The 23,147-nt window shown below is 72.9% G+C and carries 11 protein-coding genes, 1 tRNA gene and 1 pseudogene; 9 read left to right on the forward strand and 4 right to left on the reverse strand.

The window, feature by feature from the left end:
- Positions 1-262 precede the first annotated feature (262 nt).
- The 4 genes and pseudogenes from FAF44_RS31545 to FAF44_RS31560 form a co-directional block, all read right to left on the reverse strand.
- On the reverse strand, positions 263-6,469 hold the full coding sequence (locus FAF44_RS31545; protein WP_237106960.1) for an RHS repeat domain-containing protein: 6,207 nt from the start codon (positions 6,467-6,469) through the stop codon (positions 263-265).
- A 33-nt stretch (positions 6,470-6,502) separates the two neighbouring features.
- A complete protein-coding gene (locus tag FAF44_RS31550) occupies positions 6,503-9,709 on the reverse strand; it encodes a LamG-like jellyroll fold domain-containing protein (protein ID WP_237106961.1) in 3,207 nt (1,068 codons plus the stop codon).
- 118 nt (positions 9,710-9,827) lie between these two features.
- Complete coding sequence (locus FAF44_RS31555; protein ID WP_237106984.1) at positions 9,828-10,238, reverse strand: hypothetical protein; 411 nt, start codon at positions 10,236-10,238, stop codon at positions 9,828-9,830.
- Between the two features lie 103 nt (positions 10,239-10,341).
- A pseudogene (locus FAF44_RS31560) lies at positions 10,342-10,475 on the reverse strand (RNA-guided endonuclease TnpB family protein); the annotation flags it as partial.
- Between the two features lie 266 nt (positions 10,476-10,741).
- Between FAF44_RS31560 and FAF44_RS55075 the strand changes: the two are divergent.
- The 9 genes from FAF44_RS55075 to FAF44_RS31610 all read left to right on the forward strand — a co-directional run bounded on the left by FAF44_RS55075 (position 10,742) and on the right by FAF44_RS31610 (position 23,144).
- Entirely contained in the window at positions 10,742-13,474 is a 2,733-nt protein-coding gene (locus FAF44_RS55075; protein WP_272895284.1) for a LuxR family transcriptional regulator, read from the forward strand.
- 114 nt (positions 13,475-13,588) lie between these two features.
- Positions 13,589-13,660: transfer RNA gene (locus tag FAF44_RS31575), tRNA-OTHER, on the forward strand.
- 21 nt (positions 13,661-13,681) lie between these two features.
- Positions 13,682-15,175: an SDR family oxidoreductase gene (locus tag FAF44_RS31580; protein ID WP_237106962.1), complete on the forward strand. Its 1,494-nt coding sequence runs from the start codon at positions 13,682-13,684 to the stop codon at positions 15,173-15,175.
- Entirely contained in the window at positions 15,175-16,308 is a 1,134-nt protein-coding gene (locus tag FAF44_RS31585) for a gala protein (protein ID WP_237106963.1), read from the forward strand. Before FAF44_RS31580 ends, FAF44_RS31585 begins: the two co-directional genes overlap by 1 nt.
- Positions 16,305-18,155, forward strand: a complete 1,851-nt coding sequence (locus FAF44_RS31590) for a hypothetical protein (protein WP_237106964.1) — start codon at positions 16,305-16,307, stop codon at positions 18,153-18,155. Before FAF44_RS31585 ends, FAF44_RS31590 begins: the two co-directional genes overlap by 4 nt.
- Complete coding sequence (locus FAF44_RS31595; RefSeq protein ID WP_237106965.1) at positions 18,152-19,882, forward strand: ankyrin repeat domain-containing protein; 1,731 nt, start codon at positions 18,152-18,154, stop codon at positions 19,880-19,882. The genes FAF44_RS31590 and FAF44_RS31595 overlap by 4 nt, the downstream gene beginning before the upstream one ends.
- A gap of 19 nt (positions 19,883-19,901) precedes the next feature.
- Positions 19,902-21,104, forward strand: a complete 1,203-nt coding sequence (locus tag FAF44_RS31600) for an AAA family ATPase (RefSeq protein ID WP_237106966.1) — start codon at positions 19,902-19,904, stop codon at positions 21,102-21,104.
- A gap of 3 nt (positions 21,105-21,107) precedes the next feature.
- Complete coding sequence (locus tag FAF44_RS31605) at positions 21,108-22,292, forward strand: VWA-like domain-containing protein (protein WP_237106967.1); 1,185 nt, start codon at positions 21,108-21,110, stop codon at positions 22,290-22,292.
- A 144-nt stretch (positions 22,293-22,436) separates the two neighbouring features.
- Positions 22,437-23,144 (forward strand): hypothetical protein, encoded by a 708-nt coding sequence (locus FAF44_RS31610; RefSeq protein WP_237106968.1) that lies wholly within the window; start codon positions 22,437-22,439, stop codon positions 23,142-23,144.
- Positions 23,145-23,147 lie beyond the last annotated feature (3 nt).

Raw genomic sequence — 23,147 nt, forward strand, 5'->3', positions numbered from 1 at the left:
CACATCGACACCGCGGGCACCTACGGGTTCGGTGACCTCCATGCGCACGAGCTGATCCGGCAGGCGTTGTCGCCGTATCCGAAAGACCTGATGATCGCCGACGGATTCCATGGCTTCGTCGACTCCCGGTACGTCGTCGGCGGCCTGCGTGGACGGGCGCCGAGCCGGGATGGGGTAGGTTTGCCCATCCCGGCTGAGAGGCGCTTTCTCCGGGGAGCGGATGGGTCGGGTTCTTCGTGGCAGCGTCAGGCCGGCTTTCTCATCAACCGGTGCGCTGGGAGATTTCCCAGAGCTTGTAGAAGAACCGCATCATTCGCCCGCCGCGCCCGGAGCGTGGGGTGACGGAATAGTAGGGTTTGTCGGGGCCGAAGTCTGCCAGCCAGTCCCTGTTGGTCGGGACCTCCGTTCTGGCCTGCATGGCCCAGGCGTCGTATCTCCCGAGCTGCTCGTCGACTCCCTCGAGGGGGTCACGCTCCTTCTTCACCGGATTGCGCTGCGCCTTGGGCGGTGTCTCCTGTTCATTCGTTCGGTGGCTGGTCGGCCGGCTGGCGGGTGGTCTCGTGTTCTTGCTCTGCGGTTGTCCCGCACGCGTGACCAGTTGCTTGGCCGCAGCCGCACGGGCCGCCGCCGCTGCCGCCAGGGCGGCCGCGACTCTCCTGGCCGCTCTTCGCCTGGCCGCCTCCTCCCGGGCCCGCTGCCGCGCCACCTCCGCGCGCTTCTTGGCCGCGGCCTCCTTGGCGGCCCGCTTCCTCGCCGCTTCCTCCCGCTTTTTGAGGTCATCCATCATCTTCTTCCTGGCGGCCTCTTCCAGCCTCCTTCTCAGCTCCGCCAGCCACCTCCTTCTGGCCTCCTCGCGCCGCCGTCGCGCCTCCGCCTCACGCCGCTTCCTGGCCTGCTCCGCCTTGTACCGCTGGTACCTCTTGTACGCCCAGTAGGCCGCCATGCTGGGCCAGAGGTTCCAGGGCCTGAAGAACAGGCCGTCGGGGTCGCTCATGGTGACGGGGCTGTTGTTGGCGTAGGCGTAGGCGTTGAGCTGCTGCGGTTCGAAGGCGTCGATGACGGGGTCGACCGAGAGGAACCGGCCGTTGGCCGGGTCGTACTCGCGGGCGCCGAGGTGGACGAGGCCGAGGTCGGTGTCCTGGGTGCCGCCGACGAAGCCGCGCTGTCCCGGCCACCAGGGTGGTGGCGTGCCGCGTTCCTCGCCGAACGGGGTCTGGCGGCGGATCGCCAGCTCGCCGGTCGCCGCCCTGACCGCGGCCTGTGCGGTGCCCTGGTGGTCGTTGGCCAGGAAGTACACCTGGCCGTCCGGGGTGCGGACGGCCATGGGCTGGTTGTTGACGGTGTAGTAGCGGGTCTGCTCGACCGCGTTCTCGGCGTGGTCGAGGCGCAGCTCCATGTCGTCGATGTAGAGGGTGGTGTCGGCCGGGGTCTTGCGCAACAGCCGGTCGCCGTCGGCGTCGTAGACGAACGAGGTGGTCTTGCCCGCCTCGGTGACGGACTCCAGGTTGCCTTCGGCGTCCCAGACCAGGCTCTGGTCCTTGGTGCCGACTTTGCGGCGGGTGGTGTTGCCGGTGGCGTCGTACTCGAACAGGTCCGCGCCGACGGCCTTCAGCGCGTGCGGCTGCTTGCCGCCCGCCTCCGGGTAGGTGAAGGTGCGCACCTGCTCGGCCGCGCCGCCCCAGGCGTGCTTGGTCTCCTTCGTGCGGTTGCCGGTCTTGTCGTAGGCGTAGCTGACCGCGTACGGCGCGATGCCGCCGATCTTGTCCGGGGTGCCCGAGGCGCAGTCGTCGGTGGCGGTCCAGGCCGAGGTCATCCGGCGCAGGTGGTCATACGTGAAGCACTGCGTGTCCTGGCCGCCCGCCCTGTCGGTGATCTTGGTGATGTTGCCGACCGGGTCGTGGCCGTAGGCGAGGTCGAGGTCGGTGGCGGTGGTGTCCGACCGGTCCAGCCGCATGCCGGTCAGCCTGCGGGTGGACTCCTCGTGGGTGTAGGTCAGCCACGTCTTCTTCGTGCCCTCGCCCAGCTCGTACTGCAGGGTCTCGCCCATCTTGGAGTAGCGGGTCGCGCCCACGTACGCCGACAGGCCGGCGACCTTGGCCGGCTGGCCGAGCGCGTCGTAGGAGTAGACGACCGTCTCCTCCGCCAGCCCGCCGCCGGCCGGGAAGCTGACGGACTGCACCTGGCCGTCGAGCGTGTAGCGGGTGTTGAGCACGTACGAGCCGGCCAGCTTGCCCTCCCGCTCGGGGACGGTGATCGTCTGGCGCAGCGGGCGGTAGTCGGCGTCCACCGCGTTGATCTCCGCCTTGTACGCCTGCCCGCCCGCGTACCGGATGCTGGCGTCCATGTGGTTCTTGGCCAGGGTGTCGTACTTCCACTCGGTCAGCAGGGTCCCGGTCGCCGACCCGTCGCGCAACTGGGTCTTGCGGCCGAGGGCGTCGTAGCCGTACCAGAGCGTTCTGCCGCGGGCGTCGGTGGTGGTGACCACCTCGTCGGCGTCGTTGTACGTCGTCGTCGTGACGCCCTTGTCCGGGTCTTCGGTCTTGATCTCCCGGCCGCGGAAGTCGTAGTGGTGGCGCCACACGTTCCCGGCCGGGTCGGTGACCGTGGACAGGCGTCCCGCGGGGTCGTAGGTGTACTTGGTGGCGTCGTACTCGCCGGTCGGGGTCGCGCCCCTGTACTGGCGCAGCTCGATCAGCCGGTCCTCGGCGTCCCCGATGCGGGTGGTGGCGGTGCCACCGGCGAGCGGGGTCACGTGGACCCGGTCACCCTCCTCCCGCGTGGACATCCGGTACTTCTCGCCCCCCATCGCCTTGAGGATCTGGGCGTTGACCTCGCCTCTGCCGTCGAAGAGCGACACCACCTGGCTGGGTACGGCGGCGTCGGCCACCCCGAGCAGCTCGGTGGCCGGCGTGCCGGTGGCGAAGTAGCCGGTGTTCTCCTTGAACGCCTCCCCCTGCGAGTTGTAGACGGTGTCGGTGATCGTGCGCCCGTCGCGCAGCGCGGGGTCGGTCGCCTGGTCGTCGGCGGGCGCCGGTTCCTGGGTCTGGCGCTTGCGCATCAGGCCGTCGAACAGCTCGTGGCTGGCCGTGTAACCGCCGTCCGCGCGCAGCGTCCTGGCGGTGACGACGTTGGGGCCGTCGTCGCGCACGGTGTAGGCGTACTCGGTGTTCGGTGAGTTTCCGGCCGCCTTGCTCCGGTCCGGCTGCCAGACCTTGGTGAGCTGGCCGAGCGGGTCGTAGGCGAGATCGACACGGCGGCCGTTGGCGTCGATCTCCGCGACGGGCTCGCCCCAGGCCGGTTCGATGACGGTCTTCTCGGTGTGGCCGAGCTGGTTGGTCTGCGTGGTCTCCGTCGCCAGAGCACCGGTGGCCGGGTTGTATGCGGTGACGGACCTGGTCCCGAGCGCGTCGGTCTCGGCGAGTTCCCGGCCGTAGACGTCGTAGGTGCGGGTGCTGCGGGTGATCGTCGTGCCGTCCGCCGAGACGAGCTCCTGAGCCGTGGTCACGTCGCCCCTGATCGGCGCCTGCCCGACGGGCTGGCCGTCGTACTGGACCCACTGGTCAGAGATCACCTGGTCCGCGGCCAGTGCGGCCACGGCGGTGCCGCAGCCCGCCGCCACCTTCTGGACGCGGCTCAGGTAGTCGAGCATCCAGGCCGAGTCGTTGCGGGCGTAGGTGACGCGGGTGCACTGGTCGTCGGTCGCGCTGGCCAGGTCACCCTTCTCGTGAACCTGGAGGAGCAGGCCGTTGCCGTCGAAGGCGCGTTCCTCCCCGGTACGCCGCCACCTGCCGTCGGCCAGCGCGGTGCGGGTGACCGAGGACTTGGGCTGGACCACGTACGCGGCTTTGGTGACGCCGTCCTGGGTGGACTGGGCGGTCTTGACCGACCACGGCTCGTCCACGGTCGCGGTCGAGACGGCCCCGCCGTCGCCGTCGAAGACGATCTTCTCGCGCTCGAACCCGGCCAGGTGGTCGAGGTCGTCCAGCTTGCCGCCCTCGGAGTCCTCGACCTGCGCGACCCGCTTGGACCCGTCGGCCTGCCTGTCGCCGTCCATGCCACGGAAGTACCGGTACTCCGTGAGCGTGCGCCCGGTGTCCTTGCCGTCGCCGGCGCGCACCCGGACCCGGCCGAACCCGCGGAAGTCCGACCACGAGCGGTGCTCGGGCTTGACCAGGAGGTTCTGGGCGTAGCGCCAGCCGGCGCCGTCGAGGTACTCGTAGTCGGTGACCACGTCCGCCGAGCCGCCGACCCGGTCGACCTCGACCGTCTGGGCGACCACGTACTTGTGGAACCAGTCGGTCACCTCGGGCGAGTCCTTGGGCGACCAGCGCTGCGGGAAGCACAGCTTGGCGTTCTTGTCCGCCGCGGGCAGCGCGCCCACCTTGCACTCGCCGGCCTGGTAGTTGACCCGCAGTTCGCCGCCGGTGCCGTTGCCGACCGCCTGGACGCGCCACTTCACCAGCGGCGCGCGCCCCTCCTGGCCGTCCACCCGGTTGGGGAGCTGGAGGCCGGTGAACGTGATCGGCGGCGTCGTGAGCGTGCCGCCCACGTGACCGGTCCGCTGGATCGACGTCAACCACAGCGACGGGCTCGTCCCGTCACCCGAGGCGGGGAAGGAGTGCGTCAGCGCCCAGGAGTCCACCGCGTAGTACTGGCCGGCGGGGTTGCGGACCTGGGTGGTGACCTTCGACAGCCGCTTGCGGGTGAAGAACGTCGCCGACAGGCGGTCGGTGCACTTCACGCCCGCGTTGCAGATCTGGTCGAACGGGACGTCCGGCCAGCGACCGGCCGTCTCCTTCGTCAACTGGTCGGGGGCGCAGGTGACCGTGCCGCCGGGCAGGCAGCGCTCGGCCACCTCGAACAGCACGCGGGTGGCCGGCGCCCGGGTGAACAGCTCGGACTTCAGGTAGCCGTAGTCGATGCGGGTCAGGTAGGCGCCGCGCACGTACGGGGTGCCGAGTTCGGGCTTGCCGTTGCGGCCGTAGTAGTTCTTCTCCTGCTCGTACCAGTACGTGGTGGCGTTGCCGTGGGTGTCCACGGCGTAGTCGAGGTTCCACCGGTACGCCTGCTGGCACCAGGCGTCGGCCGGGGTGCCGGAGTGGCAGGGCTCGCCGCTGTTGTTGCCGAACACCGGCACGGTCTGGGCCGACTTCGTCTCCGGCTTGCCGCTGGTCCAGCCGGGCAGCCGGTTCAGGCCGAAGGTGTACTGGATGCCCGAGGGGTCGGTGACCCGCCAGTACTCGCCGTTGTCGTCGCCGTTCGTGGCGCCGGTCAGCGCCTCGATCCGGGTGCCGTCGTCGCGCCTGGGACGCCACTTCTTGGTCGTGGCGTCCTTGATGAGCTCGACGGACGACCCGTTCAGGTAGAGCGTGGCGTTGTCCTCGTTCCAGCACTGGTCGCCGGTCTTCTTCCCGTCCAGCGAGCAGGACTTGTAGCGGCGCTCGATGTAGCCGCCCGGGTCCAGGTCAAAGCCCTCGCCCGCCCAGGACGTCTGGTTGTTGGTGGCGGCCGTGCGCCCGTCCACGCTCTGCGAGGAGTAGCCCAGCGCGATGTCCGGCTCGTCGCCGCCCAGCGCGGGTGGCGTGCGCATGTCGTAGTTCCAGGTGAAGTCGCCCGACTGGATGCCCACGCTCCACTCGGCCGAAGCCGACAGGGAGGTGGCCGCGTAGTCGCCCGACGGGCCGGACTCGGCGGCGGTGAGCGCGTACAGGCCGTCCGTCTCGACCTCCGCCGTCACCGTGCCCTTCGCCGCGTCGTTGTCGCTCTTCACCGGCTCCGGCGCGGCGCAGCCGGCGGCGCCGGTCAGCGCGCACTCGCTCAGCTTCACCAGGTGCAGGCGCGAGCCGTAGTCGCCGCCGTAGGCGTACCGGAAGCCGGAGTAGTCGATCTCCAGGCGGGTCCTGCCCGCTTGGGCCGCTCTGCTCCCCGTGGCCGGCTCGCCGGGAGAGACGCGCATGGTGAGGCCGGGGCGATCGGTGTCCAGCAGTTCGACCGTCACCGGGGCCGCCGCCCTCGCCGTCCCCGCCGCCGGCTTCACCGGGAACCCGGCGGCCAGGGGCTTGTTGCCGCCCAGTTCGGCCTTCTGGGGCGCCGGCCAGCGGACGTCGGGGGGTGCCTGCCACGCCTTCTCGACGGCCGGATCCTCCAGCGGCGGTCGCACCGGGACACGTTCGCCGGAGATCGGTGTCTCCCGCTGCACCGCCGGTGCCGAACGGGGCTCGGCGTGGGCGGGCATGGCGTAGACCAGGTCGATCACGAGCATCGCGGACAGGGCGACGGCCAGCTTGCGATGCCACCGGGCCCGTTCGGGCCTGGCTCCCTCGAAACGGTTCCAGGCGGGGTCGGCGATCTCGGCCTGCTCGGCGCGCGGCCGGCCCCAGCGGGATTCGGGCAGCTCCAGCTCCAGGTCGGAGCCCGGGATGTCGCTCCCGCCGTCCAGGTCTAAGTCGTCGTCTTTTCGGTCATCCATGTGGCTACTCCAGAGAGGGTTGCGGCCAGGGCTTCACAGGGCTGCGAGATGGGCGATCTGCTCGGCGCCGAGCACGCCGTCGTAGGTGCGGACGTCATCGACGGCCCCCGGCCAGTAGCCGGTGAGGACGCCCCCGGCCCTGGTCCGGCCCAGGTGCAGGGGCCCGGTCGCGGTCCACGTGCTGAGGTGCGGGGTGCTGGCGGACAGGCGGCCGTTGACGTAGACGCGCAGCTCACCGGCGAGCGGGTCGTACACGCCGGCCAGGTGGGTCCACTCCAGCGCACCGGGCACGTCGGTCGAGCGGGCCCGGACGAGGGCCGCGGTCGCGGTGTCGGCCTCCGCCATGCCGAACACCCACCGCTGCGCCTTGTCGTAGCCGAGCTGGAACCCGGCGGCGGCGGACCCGACCTGGGCGACGGCGGTCGCGTCGGCCGCCGGCAGGTCGTCGAGCCGGGCCCACAGGGCGACGGTGAATCCCGTCGCGGTGGCCACGGCGGGCTTCGACGTCTGAGCGGCGCCGTTGACGCCGTCGAGCGCGAGCGCCCCGCTCAGCCAGCCCTTGCCCCACGACGCGCCGCCCTCCAACTGCGCCGGGGCGGTCCTGCCGGAGGCGTCGGCCGCGGTCGTGCCCGCGCTCTCGTCCATCTTCCAGTGGCCGACCAGCGTGGCGGCGCTGTTGACCAGGTCGGCGACCTCGTCGGCGAAGAGGGCCCGGCCGTAGACGCGGACCTCGTCCACGTCGCCCGCCCAGTGGTCCCCGGCGGCGCCGCCGGCCTGGCCGTGGCCGATGGTGAAGCGGCCGGTGGCGGCCCAGGGGCGCGCGGAGACGCTCGACTCCAGCCTGCCGTTGACGTAGAGCGAGACCTTGCCCGCCGCGGAGTCGTACACGCCGGTCAGGTGGGTCCACTCGGCAACGCGCGGCGCGGCGCTCGACAGGGCGCGTACGGCGGGGGCGCCGTCGGCGTCGGAACCCGGCACGGTCAGCGCCCAGCGGTTGTCGGGCTTGGAGTACTGCAGCGCGAACGCGCCCGTCCTGCCGCCCTCCTGCGTGACCGCGGTGGCGCTGCCCCCCGTGCCGGTCAGCCGGGCCCAGGCGGTGACGGTGAAGTTCCGGGTGGTGTCCGTGACCGGGCCCGCGGCCTGCGCGGAGCCGCCGGACAGGCTCAGGGCCGAGCCGTTCCTGCCGGTCGTCCACGTGGCGCCCTGCAAGGTCGCGGGGTGGGCGCCGGTGGCGTCGGCGGCCACGCTGCCCTGGCCCTCGTCCAGCGGCCAGTGCGCGGCCGGGGGCCTGCCGGGGTTGACGTTGAAGACGTACGCGCGGATCGGGCCGAGTTGCCCCGCGCGGTCCTTGCTGCGGACGGCCAGCACGTTGGGGCCGTCGTGGCGGGGAGTGAGCCGGATCGCGGCGGTGCCGTCGGCGCCGGAGTCGACCGGAGTCGCGGGCGCCGCGTCCAGCCCGTACAGGTAGCCGGCGACGTCCGCGACGCCGTTCGGAGCCAGGACGAACGTCCCGGCCACGCCCAGGCCGTCGCTCCAGACGTCCTCGAGGTAGTCGGCCGAGCTCACGACGGGCTCCTTGCCGGGCGCGGTGACGTCCACGGTGGCCTCGCACCAAGGGCTCCACCCGCCGTTCGCCTTGCCGTCCTCCGCGCGCACCCGCCAGCGGAGCACCGAGCCGTCGGCGTACCCGCCCGCCGGGACGGTCGCGGAGAACGCGTTGCCGCTCGACCCCACGGGGGTGACGTGTTCGCCCAGCTTCGTGTCGGCCGACCACCATTCGAAGTGACCCTTGACGGAGTTGTCGGCGTCCTTCAACCGGGCCGACAGCTTCGGCGTGGTGGTGCTGACGATCGGGCGCCCGTCACCCGACGCGCAGAGGCCGCCCGGATCGGACCACACGTCGGAGGCCGCCGGGTCGGCGGGCACCGAGTTGTACTCGATGACCAGGCTCGGGTTGTTCCTGAACCTCTTCCAGGCGAACACGTCGGTCTCGCTGGCCCGCAGGCCGATGGTCGCCTTGTCCCACTTCTCGGCGGCGGCCTGGGCGATCCACGAGGTGACGTCGAACTCCACCCCGCCGGGCAGGCACGCCGATCCCCAGCCCTTGGCCACGTTCAGCGTGTCGAGCTTCCTGACCCACGTCGGCTGCTTCCTCCAGGTCGTGCTCGTGCCGATCGCGCCGGTTCCCCAGGCGTGCACGTCGCGCTTCTGGCACGACCACGACCACGTCTCGTAGGTGCGGAGCGTCGCCTCGATGATCTGCTTGCCGTGGACGGCCGGGCCGACGGCGAACTGGAAGAACGAGCGGTTGTCCTGTCCCGAGCCGGGCGTGCCCACCCGGGCGGTGCCGCTGGCGTTGAGGTAGTTGGAGTCGGGGTAGGTGCTCCACACCGCCGTCCAGGACCCGCGCGGGGCCGTGAAGTACGGGTCGAGGTAGACCGGGTACCTCGTCTGCGGGTCGGCCAGCATCTTCTGGTCCGGCTTGAGCCTCAGCCGTTCGCCCGCGAGTTCCACGTCCATGGGGGACTCCCTGGCCTCCGGCGAGCGTTCCTCGTCGGCCGCCGGCGCGCCGCCCGTGGAGTCCCACATCTTCGGCGTGGGGGCGATGAACGTCGTGCCGCCGCTGTCGTCGGTGGCCTCCAGGTTGCCCGCTTCGTCCTTCTTGACGGACAGGCCCTCGGTGGTCAGCGGGTAGGCCAGTTCGGCCACGCCGGCCGCGGCTGCCGGAGACTTGACCACCAGGAGATGGGAGAAGCCGTCCACGTCGGCGGTGACCTGGAGGTCCACGCCGGGCATGACCTCGGCGTAGGTGGCGGTGTCACCGCTCAGCGTCGGTTTGGGCAACGCGCCCGTCCAGCCGAGTTTCAGCGCTTTCGCGCCCTGCGACAGGCGGGCCAGCGCGGTGGTTCCGCCGCCGGAGAACGTCATGTCCATCGCCGTGGCGACCGGTTCGACCGCGCCGTCGGGGCGCAGGCGCAGCGTGGTGTCCACGGGGACCCAGCGGCCTTCCTTGCGCACCCGTACCGGGCGGACGTGCGACTCCATCGTGTACGTGCCGTCGGGGTTGACGAAGACCTGGCGGGTCTCGCTCCGCATCGACTCGATCTCGACGGGCCGGCCGGCACGCTGGGCGGCGTCCCGTTCCGGGGAGCCCGCCGCTGGGATGGCCGGTGCGGGGGAGATCAGCCCTGATGCCAGGACCAGGGGGATGATCACGGCGAGCGAACGCGTGTAGCGCATGCAGTCTCCCGGAAACGTTAACGAGCTGAACGTTGATCGTTTGGGGCCCCGCCCGGACACGCTACTGATGCCGCCCCGTCCCGGAATCAGTCGGCTGACTGGGTTCCGCCGGCACCGGTCAAGCTCGTGGCCGGCGGTGGGTGCGGCGCCGGCGGGAGCCGCGCCACGACAGGTCGCGGCGGGAGCGCCGGAAGCGGATCACCGCCACGGGCAGCCACAGCACCGCCGCCACGATCGGGCTGAGCATGATGAACAGGGCCTGCACCGTGGCCCAGTCCAGCACCAACGCCGCGGCCGACCGGCGTGGCAGCCCATCGGTGAGCGCCTGGGCGAGGATCAGCAGCGGGACCCCGACCCCCATGCCGAGCAGCGCCATGCTCACCACGCCCCGCTGCCAGTACGGCCGCCGCAGCAGGTAACAGGCCGCCAGCGAGGGCGCCAGCAGGATGCCGAAACCGGACACCAGCATGACGGGGTGGAGCGGGTCGGACAGGTATCGGCCGGTCAGGCTGACCGCGGCGCACGTCACCGGGAGGACGAGCCCGAGGAGCCGGGCCGTCGCGCGCGAGCGCCGGCCAGTAGACGAACTCCCACTTGACCTCCTCCCCCTCCTGAAGGAGGGGGATTCCCACGGTCGCCCATGGGCCTTCCTGCTTCACCGCCGGTCGCCCGCCCGAGAGGACTCTCGTTGAGGTCTCACACCAGCTCTACAGGCGTTTCCGCTCTCCGCCAGCCCGGCGGCGAGCACGTTGCGTGCGGCGTTGACGGTCCAGGGCATCCGTCGGCTGACCGGTCTACCGCGCCGCAGGTGGTTCGCCCACCCGCGATCGCCTCTCCGAACTCGTCCGCACGAGGTTGTCACGTCGGTGGCCGCTCATTCGTCAAATGTGTATGAGCACGACCCCGTCCCTCCTCATGAGCGGCATGGCCGGGATTGGCGCCGTGGCCGGAGGGCGGGGCGGCAGCGGCGATGTTCGCGACCGTGCCGGAGCCGGTGCGGCTGACCGGGCGCGCGACCCGACAGGGGCTCCCTTGGCCGAGATCTACGGAAGAACTGCGGAGAAGGCCGCCATCGACGCGGTGCTCGCGGGCGCGCGCGCCCGCGAGAGCGGGGTCGTGGTGGTGCGCGGCGAGGAGGGGATCGGCAAGACGGCGCTGCTGGAGTACGCCGCGGCCCGCGCCACGGGGATGCGGGTGCTGCGCGGCGCGGGCGTCGAAGCGGAGGCGGAACTGCCGCTGGCCGGGCTGCATCTGGTGCTCGCCCCCGTGCTGCACCTGCGCGGGAGGTTGCCGGGGCCGCAGTCCGCGGCGTTGGGTGCGGCCTTCGGCCTGGCCGGCGCGGAGAGGGGGGACCGGCTCCTGCTCGGGCTGGCCACCTTGTCGCTGCTGGCCGAGGCAGCGGCGGACCCCCTGCTGGTGCTGGTCGATGACGTGCAGTGGCTGGACCGGTACTCGGCCGAGGTGCTGTCGTCGGTGGCGCGCCGGTTGCGGTCCGAGGGCATCGCGCTGCTGTTCGCCGCGCGGGACGACTACCCGATGCCCGCCCAGGGCGTGCCGGGCGTACGGGAGCTGCGGCTGACAGCCCTCGACCGGGACTCCGGCGCCGCGCTGCTGGGTGACCTGGCCGGGCACGTCAAAGACCACCTCCTGGCCGAGGCCCGGGGCAACCCGCTCGCCCTGCTGGAGCTGTCGGCTGCCCTCACGCCCGAGCAGCGTGCCGGTGAACTCCCCGGCGGCACGCTCCACCCGCATCACGGCCCGATGTCGGGGCGGCTGGAGTCGGTCTTCGCCCGGCGTGTCGGAGCGCTGCCCGAGCGGACCCGGCTGCTGCTGCTCGCCGCGGCGGCCGACGACAGCGGCGATCTGCACCTCCTGCTCGCGGCGGGCCGGCGGCTGGGCGCCGGGGTCGCCGACCTGGAGCCCGCCGAGCACGACCGGGTGATCCACGTCCGCGGTGACCGGTTGAGCTTCGCCCACCCGCTCTTCCGCGCCGCCGCCTACCGTTCGGCGTCGCTGTCGGCCCGCATGGCCGCTCATGCCGCGCTGTCGGCGGCCTTCAGGCAGGGCGGCATGGCCGACCGCGGCGCGTGGCATCGCGCCGCGGCCGTACACGGCGCCGACGAGAGCGTGGCCACGGAGCTGGAACACACTGCGGGCGACGCCCGCGCCAGGGGTGGTCACGCGGCGGTGGCCACCGCCCTCTGTCGAGCCGCGCAGCTCACGCCCGACCCGGGGCAGCGCGCCCGGCGCCTGGACGCGGCGGCGCAGGCCGCTCTCGACGCCGGGATGACCGCCTTCGCCGCCCACCTGGCCGATCGCGCCTGGCCGATCGCGCGCGACCCGCTGGTCCGCGCCGGCCTGGCGACGGTCCGCGCGGCCGTCGCCCAGCAGCAGGATCTGCGGGCCCGGCCGGAGGAACTGGCCGAGTCCGCGGCCGGGCTCGCCGAGCAGGCTCCCGAGACCGCCGCCACCATGCTCCTGTTCGCGTTGATCAGCGCCTGGAGCGGCGGCGAGCCGCACCACACGTCCCGGCTCGCCGCCCGTGCGGCCGCCGTGCCCGGTTCCTCGCCCATGCTGGCCGACGTCACCGCGGCGATCGCGCACCTCGCCGGCGAGCGGCCGGCACGGGCCGTCCCGCACATCAGGTCGCTCGTCCAGCAGCTCGCCGGCACCGCGGACCCCGCCATCTGGCAGCACCTGACCGTTCAGTGGTGGTGTCTGTGGCTCGCCGACATCGACACCGCCCAGCAGAGCGCGGCGGCCCTGGCCGACCGGTGCCGGGCCCAGGGCGGCATCGGCATGCTGCCCCGCGCCCTGCTGCACCTGGCGCGCACCCAGTTGCTCCTCGGCCGGCACCGGGACGTGCTGTCCACCGGCGAGGAGGGCCTGCGCGTCGCGCGGCACACCGGCCAGCCGCACTTCGCCGGCCACCTCACCGGCCTGCTGGCCTGCGTGGCCGCGATCGAAGGCGACCAGGAGCGGTGCACCGCGCTGACGGAGGACGTCCTCGCCGGCGGTGTGAGCGAACGCGGCATCGAAGGCGTCTACGCCCGCGCGCTCCTGGACCTGGGACACGGACGGCACGAGGCGGTGCTGCGCCGCCTCACGCAGATTCCCGAGGCGCTGACGGGCCACCATCCCGCCATCGATCACAGCCTCGGCACCGCCACCCTCGTGGAGGCGGCGGTCCGTCAAGGCCGCCCCGACCTGGCTACGGCCCCGCTCGACCGGCTACGGCAGTGGGCACAAGCGACGGGCCGGCCGTGGACCCTGGCCGTCGCGGCCCGCTGCCAGGCCCAGCTCGCCGACGGCGAAGAGGCGGAACGGCGATACGAGCACGCCGTACGCCTGCACCGGCAGGACGCCGCGAACCTCTTCGAAGCCGCCCGCACCCACCTGCTCTACGGGGAGTTCCTGCGCCGCAAGCGGCAGCGCAACCGGGCTCGCCCGCTCCTGCGAGCCGCGCTCGACACCTTCGAACGGCTCGGCGCGGTCCCCTGGATCGACCGCGTGCGCAGCGAGTTGCGCGCCACCGGTGAGACCTCCCGGCCCCAGGAGCAGGCGCCCGGCCTGCTGGACCGGCTCACCTCACAGGAGCGGCAGGTGGTCAGGCTGGCCGCGGCCGGGCTCAGCAACGCCGGCATCGCGGCCCGCCTGTATCTCAGCCCGCGCACCGTCAGTTACCACCTGTACAAGGCCTATCCCAAACTCGGTGTCGGCTCGCGCAACGACCTGGCCCGCATGGACCTCGACCGGGACGGATGAGGCACCCTGCTCACTTGGCTGTGGAACGCGGCTCTCATCCCCATAAGCCGGATAGATCACAGACGCCCATAATGACCATGTAATTCCGTGCAATTCGCTAAGCTCTGCAGCGGCAGGGCTGTAGCGCAGAGGTCGTCGCGCCTTACAGCAGGTTGGAGGACGTCGGTTCGAATCCGACCAGCCTTGCCCCAATCGTGGACGTCATCGGTGGGGGTGCAGGTGTCGGTCGTCGATCCTGACGTGACCGGGACGCCCCCGCCCGGACCAGCGGCCCTCCCCACTGAAGCCGACGTCGAGACCTGCCTGCGGGTGATGGCCCAGGCACGCGCGGCCGATCCGGCCGATCCTCGATGGGCGGCCGTGCACGAGGCCGCGGCGCACCTGCACCGGACGGGCAAGAAGACACGGAAGGCGGCGCGGGACGCCGAGCGCAGGCGACGCGACCACGAGGCCATGGCGGCCACGACGCGCTATCGGGAGCAGGATCCGTCGCCCGAGCCCGTCCCGCCGGGCCCCCAGGATCGGGCCGCCCGCGCGGAGCCGGGTGACCGGTCCGCGCCGGCGCGGCTGGCGGGCACGCGACGCTGTTACGTCTGCAAGTCCGCCTACCGGCAGGTGCATCCGGAGTACCACCTGCTGTGCCCGGAATGCGCCGAGGAGAACATGGCCCGCCGGCACGCCCGCTGCGACCTGCGTGGCCGCCGGGCGATCGTGACCGGGGGCCGGGTGAAGATCGGTTTCCAGTTGACGCTGAAGCTGCTGCGCGACGGCGCGGACGTCCTGGTCACCACCCGCTTCCCGCGGGACGCCGCCCGTCGGCTCGCGGCCGTGCCCGACGCCGAAGCCTGGCTGGACCGGGTGCACGTCCGCGGCGTCGACCTGCTCGACCTGGCGGCCGTCGCGGGGCTGCTGGAGTCCGTTCAGCGGCGGTTCGGTCATCTCGACGTCCTCGTCAACAACGCGGCCCAGACGATCCGCCGGCCCGCCGCGTACCACCGTGAGGTGCGTGCGGCGGAGCGCGCGCCGCTGAGAGGTCTGGCCGCGCGGATCGACGTGGCGGACGTGCCGGAGACGGCCGCGGTCGCCGCGCCGGTGGAACCCGTGCCGGCGCTCACGGCTCCCTCTGGCTCCGGGCAGGCCGTCACGCGGCGGGACGCCCTGGAGGCGCTGTTCCCCGCCGGGCGGACGGACGAGACCGGTCAGCCGCTGGACCTGCGCGAGCGCAACAGTTGGAGTCTCCGGCTGCACGAGGTGGACCCGGCCGAGTGGCTGGAGGTTCAACTGGTGAACTCCTTCGCGCCGTTCCTGCTGACGTCCCGGCTGCGCGGCCTGCTCGAGGCGTCGCCGTGGCCGGACCGGTACGTCGTCCAGGTCTCGGCGATGGAGGGCAGCTTCTCCCGGGAGCAGAAGACCGTCCGCCATCCGCACACCAACATGGCCAAGGCCGCCCTGAACATGCTGACCCGCACCGCCGCCGCGGACTACACGGCCTCGGGCATCCACATGAACAGCGTCGACACCGGCTGGGTCACCGACGAACGTCCCCATCCGGACAAGACCGCGCAGCGGGAGGCGGGTTTCCGCCCGCCGCTGGACGTCATCGACGGTGCCGCCCGGGTCTACGACCCGATCGTGCGCGGCGTGGGCGGGAACCGGATGTCCGGCCTGTTCCTGAAGGACTACCGACCGGTGGATTGGTGATGATGGAGCCGACGCCCGTACGCTGCCCCGCGATCGAGCACCTCGACGTGCCGCCGGCCGATCCGGCGGACCTGGGGCCGCTGGTCTCCCGGCTGGCCGCACCGGCCCCGGTGGCGGCCGACGAGACCTTCCCGCTCGGCACCGTACGGCCCGACGGCCGGGTCGACCTGTGCAAGCAGGGCCTCGGCCCGGCCGGTACGGCGCGGCTGCTCCCGGCCGCGGTGGCCTCGCCGCACGCCGTCCATCTGCTGCTGGGCACCAACGCCATCGGCGACGACGGGGTCCGGACCATGGCCGACGCGCTCGTTCCCGGCCACGGCCTGGAGACGCTCTACCTCGGCTGCAACCGCATCGACGCGGCGGGCGTCGAGGCGCTCGCCGGTCGGCTGGCCACGGACACCACCGTGCGCGCCCTGTGGCTCAAGCGGAACCCGGTGGGCGACGACGGAGTCCGCGCCCTCGCCGCTATGCTGCGCCGCAACACCACCATCCGCACGCTCGACCTGGTCAACACCGGGCTCACGGGAGAGGGGCTGCGGGCGCTGCTGGGCGCGCTCACCGAGCGGCCGAACCCGGTCGAGCGGCTGTTCCTGGGCGGGAACGGGCTGGACCCGGAGTCCGGCGACCTGCTGGCCGCGCTGATCCGGGACGCCGGGGTCCGTGAGCTCTACCTTCCGGCGAACCATCTCGGCGACGCCGGCGCGGCCACGCTCGCCGCGGTGGCCGACCCCGCCCGGCCGGTGCGCCTGGGCCTCGGCGGCAACGGCATCGGGCCGGACGGCGCACGCGCGCTGGCCGCCGCACTCGGCGGCATCGAGGCACTCGACCTGGGACGTCCGCCGTCGGAGCGGAGCCTCGGCGCGTCCGCGAACGTCACCGGGGACACAGGCGCGGCTCTGCTGGCCGCGGCGCTGCCCGGCAGCCCGTTGCGCCGGCTGGAGCTGCGCCGGACCGGCATCACCGGCCGGGGCGCCAAGGCCCTGCTGGCCGCCGTTCCCGACGACACCTGCCTGGAATACGTCGGGTTCGGCCCCGGCGTGCCCCGCCGGGTGAAGCGGGTGCTGGCGCCACGGCTCCGTCCCGCCGCCCGGACCCATCCGGACCTGCACGCGATCGGGAGCCTCTACCGGTGAGCGCGCCGGCCGGTCCGCCACCCCGTACGCCGTCCCGTTCGTATCCGCCGCACGAGGCGTCCCGGTTACGGCGGATCCGGCGGTACGCCGTGCCCCCGTGGATGGTCGAGCAGGCGACCGAACGACGGCTTGCCGGCGACTGGCGGGGCGCCTGCGCCGCCGCGAACGTCGATGTCACCTTCGACCTGGCCGACGTCGCCCGGGAGCACGGCGACGCCGTCGCCACGGCGATCGAGGACGACCTGGGCAACTTCGCCCCGGACCTGCTGCGCTGGCACCTGCCCCGCCTGGACCGCGGGCGTACGACGATCGTGCCCGACCAGGTGATGGTCCTGGGACGACCGGGTACGGCCTCCGGCACCCCGTACCTGTACCTCCGGACGCCCCGCTGGATGGCCCACGGCCCGCAGCGGCTGCGCCTGCACGTCGGGCCGGTCCGCCATCAGGACACCTATCTGGAGACGGACTGGGCGTACAGCGCGTTCTGGCGCGACGTCGTCCAGGACTGGAGCTCGTCGCGTCATCTGTGGGATGCGCGCCATGCCGGCGACCTGCGTGAACGCTGCGGCGGCGACAAGACCCGGGCTCCCTTCCTGCACGGCGACGGCACACCGCGCGGCGCGGGCGAACTGCCCACGGCCGACCCCGGCCGCGGCGACCCGGCGGCGCTCACCGAGTGGGTCACGCTGCTGCACGAACGCGGCGAGGTCGAAGCGGCGTTCGCGGCCGCCGGCATCGAGCTGGACGCCACGCCGTTCGAGCTCAAGCCCTTTTTCGAGGTGAGTCGCGTCGATCCGCTCGACGTTCTCGCGCGGCTGCCCCTGGCTCTGACCCGGGTGGCGGCGGAGCTCGGCCGCCTCGCGGCCACAGCGGGAACCGGACGCTTCTGGCTCCCCTACCGGCAGTACGCGGCGGTCCTGTTCGAGACCGGCGGATCGCAGGCGAGCCTGCGCGCCCGCGTCGCCGAGTTCGAGATGGGCACGGAGCCCGGGGACGCGGTGCTCCCCGAAGCGTGCTGGCGCCGCCTGCCCGACCTCGACCTGCTGCGGGACGGCTATCCGCCGGAGCGGCTGCATCCGCTCGTCCGCGCGGCCCTGTTCCCGGGCCGCGCCGTGGACGGCGTTCCCGCGGGGCCGTCGGAACCGGAACCCCCGGAGCCGGCCCGGATCCGCTGCCGTGGCGAGTGGCACGAGGTCTCCTTCCGTGACGGCGTCCTGCACATCCCGCACAGCGCGGAGGAGCAGCGGCGGGAGAGCGCCATGCGGGTGTTCGGGGGCGCGATCGCCGGCTGCTTCGCCGCACGGCACGCGTGGACGTCCGGAACCGGACGGCTGCCCAAGGCGCTGCGCGACCGGCGAGGGGAGCTCTTCTCGCGGGTCCAGCACGGCGACCTCCCGGGGGTCCTGCGGCTGCTGGACGCCGGCGTGGACGCACGCGTCCGCGACGGCCGCGGGCGCACCCTGCTGCACCTGCTGCACCTGCTCGATCCCGGCGTCGATCCCGGCGTCGATCCGAAGGCGCCCGGCCGTCGGGGGCACGAGCCGGACCACCGGCCGCGACGCCTCCACCACGACGGTCTGCTCGGGCGGCTCCTGGCGGCGGGCGTGGACATCGATGCCAGGGATGCGGACCAGCGCACCCCGCTGTTCGCCGCGATCTGCGGGGACGGTTCGGTGGCGCTCGTCCACGCGCTGCTCGCCGCGGGGGCGCGGATCGACCTGACCGGCGAGATCCACGGCGGGCCCGTCTCGCTGCACCGCCTGATCACCTGGCTCGGTCGCGACGACCTGGACGTCATCACGGATCGGATCGAGCGCGAGCATCCGGAACTCGCCGAGGAAACGTGAACGCCGTCAGCATGCCAGCCCCCGACCCCACAGCCACGGCAGCGCCGCGCCGTCCGTTGTCGTACCCGTCGGATGAGGCGTCGAGCCGGCGGCGGATCCTGCGGTACGCCGTCCCCCGGTGGATGATCGAGCAGGCCACCGAACGACGTCTCGACGGAGACTGGCGCGGCGCCTGCGCCGTCGCGAACGTCGATGTCGCGTTCGACCTGGCCGGCATCGCCCGGGAGCACGGCGACGCCGTCGCGGCCGCGGTCGAGGACGACCTCCTCCGTCTCGCACCGGATCTCCTGCGCTGGCATCTGCCACGCGTCCTGACGGGACGTACGACGATCCGCAACGGCCAGACTCTGATCTTGGCCGGTTACCCGGGTGCGGCCGAGACCACGCAGTACCTGCACGTCACCACACCGACGATGGTGGAGGGGCCCCAGCGGCTGCTCCTGCGCTTCGGCCGGATCGACCAGGTCGTCAGCCCGCGCGATCACCGGCGCGTCGTGCACGACTGGACCACGCTGCGCCACCTGTGGGACGTCCGGCACACCGGCGCGCTGCTGGAACGCCACGGCGGCGGAGACCGGCCGCCGTTCTGCGACGCGGACGGGACCCGGCGGGCCGCAGGGGACCTGCCCACGGCCGACCCCGGCCCCGCCGACCCGCCGACCCGCGCCGAATGGGTGACCCTGCTGCATGAGCGAGGAGGGGTCGAGGCGGCGTTCGCCGCGGTGGGGGTCGCGCTGGACCCGACGCCGCCCAAGCCCCGCTGGGGCCGGCCGATCGATCCGTTGCCCAGCCTGGAGCGGCTCCCCCTGGCGCTGACCAGGCTCGAGCCGGAGATCCGGCTGCTCGTCCGCGCGGGCCTCGGGCCGCGCTTCCAGATTCCGCTGTTCTACGGCAACTCCCTGCTGCTCGAAGGCGGCGGCCCGGCCGGCGAACTGCGGACCCGGATCATCGACCCCGAGGAGCTGTCCGGCATCCCGGTGCTGGCCGAGGCGTGCTGGCGGCGGCTGCCGGACCTCGACGCGCTCCGGCACGGCGACGTGGCTCCGGACCGGCTGCACCCACTGATCCGGGACGCGCTCTTCCCGCTGCGTGCGGACCCCGCCGAACCGGTCGGGCCACCGGATCCACGGCTCCCGTCCCCGGTCCGGGTGCGCTGCCGCGGCGAGTGGCACGAGGTGAGCTTCCAGGACGGCGCGCTACGGGTGCCGCACAGCGCGGACGAGCAGCGGCGAGAGAGCGCGATGCGGGCGTTCGGCGGCGCGGTCGCCGGCTGCTTCGCCGTGACGCACGCGGTCTTCCGCGGCGAGGGCCGGCTGCCGAAGGCCCTGCGGGAGCAGCGGAGGGAGCTGTACAGCCGCGTCCAGCACGGTGACACGCCGGGAGTGCTCAGGCTGCTCGACGCCGGGATCGACCCGCGCTTCCGTGACGGCCGGCGTCGCACCCTCCTGCACGCGCTGATCCACCTGGACCACGAGGTCCTGCTGCCGCGCCTGCTGGCGGCCGGGGTCGACCTCGAGGCCGTGGACCACAACCGGCGCACGGCGCTGCACGTGGCGGTCGGGGACAACGGCTCCGCCGCGCTGGTACGGGCGCTGCTGGAAGCCGGGGCGAACCCCGGCGTGGACGACGACATGGGCCTGTCGCTCTCCCAGCTCATCCGCCTGCACAAGCGCACCGACCTGGACTTCCTCCTGGCCCTCCTGGACCGGGACCGGCCCGCTGGATGACGTGGAAGGACGAGGAACAGTGAACGTCACCGATGAGGACCGCGCACCGGATCCGCTGGCCGCGGCCGACGAACTGGTCCGCCGGCTCGGCTCCCAGCGCACGGAGCCGGCCGCGAACCCGCAGTTGGAGGCGCTGTCGCTCGCGGTGTCCGCGAACCTCCCCGTGCTGTTGTGGGGCGAGCCGGGGATCGGCAAGTCCGCCGGCCTCCAGCAGTTGGCCGCCGGGCTCGGCGTCCCGCTGGAGACGGTGATCGCGAGCGTGCACGAGCCCTCCGACTTCGCCGGCCTGCCGATCATCGGCGACGATCCGGCCACCACCGGCGTGCCGATGGCCCCACCGGACTGGGCGGTGCGGCTGGCCGCGGCCGGGCGCGGCGTCGTGTTCTTCGACGAGTTGTCCTCCGCGCCGCCCGCCGTCCAGGCGGCGCTGCTGCGGGTCGTCCTCGAACGCCGGGTCGGCAGCCTGCCGCTCCCGGAGCCGGTCCGCGTGGTCGCCGCCGCCAACCCGCCGTCCAGCGCCGCGGACGGCTGGCACCTCAGCCCGCCACTGGCGAACCGGTTCGTCCACCTGCACTGGACGCACGACCCACGGACGGTCGCACGAGGCATGGCCGGAACCTGGCCGGCCGTGCCCCAGCCGGTCATCGATCCGGCCCGGGTGCCCAGTGCGGTCGCCCGCGCCCGCGGAATCGTCTCCGGGTTCCTCACCGCACGTCCCGGCCTGGTCCACCACCTGCCCGGCGACGCGGAGAACCGGGGCCGTGCCTGGCCGTCGCCGCGTACCTGGGAGATGGCGCTGCGCCTGCTGGCGGTCGGGTACGCCGCCGGCTCCGGCCAGAAGGCGGTCGCGACCGCGGTGATCGGCGCGGTGGGCGACGGCGCCGGTCTCGAACTGCTGGCCTACCTCGAACAGCTCGACCTGCCCGACCCCGACCGCGTCCTGGCCAACCCGGACGCCTTCGCACTGCCGGAGCGGGGCGACCGGCAGCTCGCCTTCCTGACGGCCGTCGTCTCGGCGGTGCAGAGCGACCTCACGCGGCGGCGCTGGGAGGCCGGCTGGGCGGTGCTGGCCAAGGCCGTCGACGCCGGCGTGCCCGACGTCGCGGCCCGGGCCGCCGCGGACCTCGCGGCGCTGCGCGACACGGACTGGCCGGTGCCGAGCGGCATCGACGCGTTCCTCGACCTGCTCCAACTGTCCGGCGCGTTGCCGAGCGCCTCCTGACCCGTGACCGAATTCGACCAGGTCAAGTTGCTCGCCGCGCGCTACCGTGCCGCGAGCGACCGGCCGTACCTCGCCTCCGCGCTCTACTCGCTGACGGTCGTGCCGAGCAGCGACGTGCCGACGATGGCCGTCGACCGGCACTGGCGGTGCTACGTGTCACCGGCGTTCGTCGCGGCGACGTCCGTTCCCGAACTCGCGGGCGTATGGATCCACGAGTTGTCCCACGTGCTGCGCGACCACCACGGCCGGGCGGACCGGCTGCCGGCCACCGACCGGCGCGACCGGTTGCGCGTGAACGTCGCCCAGGACTGCGAGATCAACGACGACCTGCTCGCCGACGGGCTGGCACTGCCGGAAGGCCGGATGGAACCCGGACTGTTCGGGCTGACGACCGGACGGCTGTTCGAAGAGTATCTCCCGCACCTGCCGCCGTCCGCCGTCTGCTCCGACTGCGGCTCCGGCGCCCACGGCGAATGGGCGGACTGGGAGATCACCGATGGCGGCGGGCCGGGCGGCGTCAGCACGGTCGAGGCCGAGGCGCTGCGCCGGCACACCGCCGAGGCGATGCGCGCCCACCGGCGCAACCGCGGCACCCTCCCGGCCGGCTGGCAACGCTGGGCGGAGCAGATCCTGGAACCGACGGTCGACTGGCGCCGCGTGCTCGCGGGCGCCGTACGGCAGGCGGTCGCCTGGGCCACCGGGGCGATCGACTACACCTACCATCGCCCGTCCCGCCGCACCGCCGCACTGCGCGGCGTCGTGCTGCCGAGCCTGCGCCGCCCGCTGCCGGTCGTCGCGATCGTCATCGACACCTCGGGGTCCATGGGCGAGGACGACCTCGCGGCGGCCCTCGCCGAGGTCACCGGCGTCCTGCGGGAGGTCGGCGTCGGCGGCAATCGGGTCACGGTGCTCGCCTGCGACGCCGACGTGCAGACCGCTGCCCGGGTGACGTCCGCGCAGCAGGTGAACCTCGCCGGTGGGGGTGGCACCGACATGCGGGTCGGCATCAGGGCGGCCCTCGCCCTGCCTGAACGGCCCGGCGTCGTGATCGTGCTGACCGATGGCTTCACCCCGTGGCCCGCGGCTCCGTCGTCGTCCCGCATCATCGCCGCCCTCATCGGCACGGACCCGCCGCCCCCGCCCGCATGGGTGGAGGCCGTCCACATCCCGCGAACCGCCGACGCGTGACACGCGGCAGCCAAGGGCGGTGCTTGGGATCGTTGGTGGGTGTTCTTGCCCACCGGGGAAATGGTGAATCCAGATTTCTCCTCGGAGGTGGCGTCGTGGTGCGCCGGTGACTGCCCGTGGCCCGGTCCTGGAGGTCATTACCTGGTGGGCCGCACGATGTTCATGGCCGGGGTCAGCCAGCGCGACGACCGGCTCGACACACCGTCATCGCAGGAGTTGCGCATTGCGCAATTCCTCGGAGGCGTACCGGCCGGAAAGGGCCCTGTCCTGGGCGAGTCGCTCACGGAAGGCCCGGTCGTCGTGGCCGCTGACCCCGGCGGCCCCGGGTACGTCCTCGGTGCGGTTCTCACCGACTACCTCGCCGATGAGAACCGCACGTCTCCCCTTGCCACGGTGATGCTGTACTTCTGCCGCGACGAGTTCTGCGTGGACCATACGTCCCGCGAACTCGGCAAGGTGAACGTCGGTGACGGGCTGGAGAGCACCAGCGCACTCGACATCGCGCTTACCCCCTCCGGGACGCCGGTCGTCAGCCACTTCGACCGGTCCGCTGACGCCCTGACGCTCTTCATGTGCGGCGACGCCGCCTGCTCCGCCCCGCGTGCGAAGGAACTGGCCAAGCCGTTCTCTGAGCGGATGGGCCGGGATGTGCTGTGCGACATGTACCAGGAGATCGTGGTAGGAGCGGCCTACCCCGACGGCGGCTCGTCACTGTCGTCGCTCGCCGTGGACGGCTCCGACCGGCCGCAGATCGTCCTGGCCGACGCCGGTCAAGACCGGCTGACCTACCTGGCCTGCTCCGACCCGACTGCGGGACCACGGCGGCCAGCCACCTGCTCGACATTCCGTTGAGCG

Source organism: Nonomuraea sp. MG754425, from assembly GCF_021699195.1.
Taxonomy (GTDB): domain Bacteria; phylum Actinomycetota; class Actinomycetes; order Streptosporangiales; family Streptosporangiaceae; genus Nonomuraea.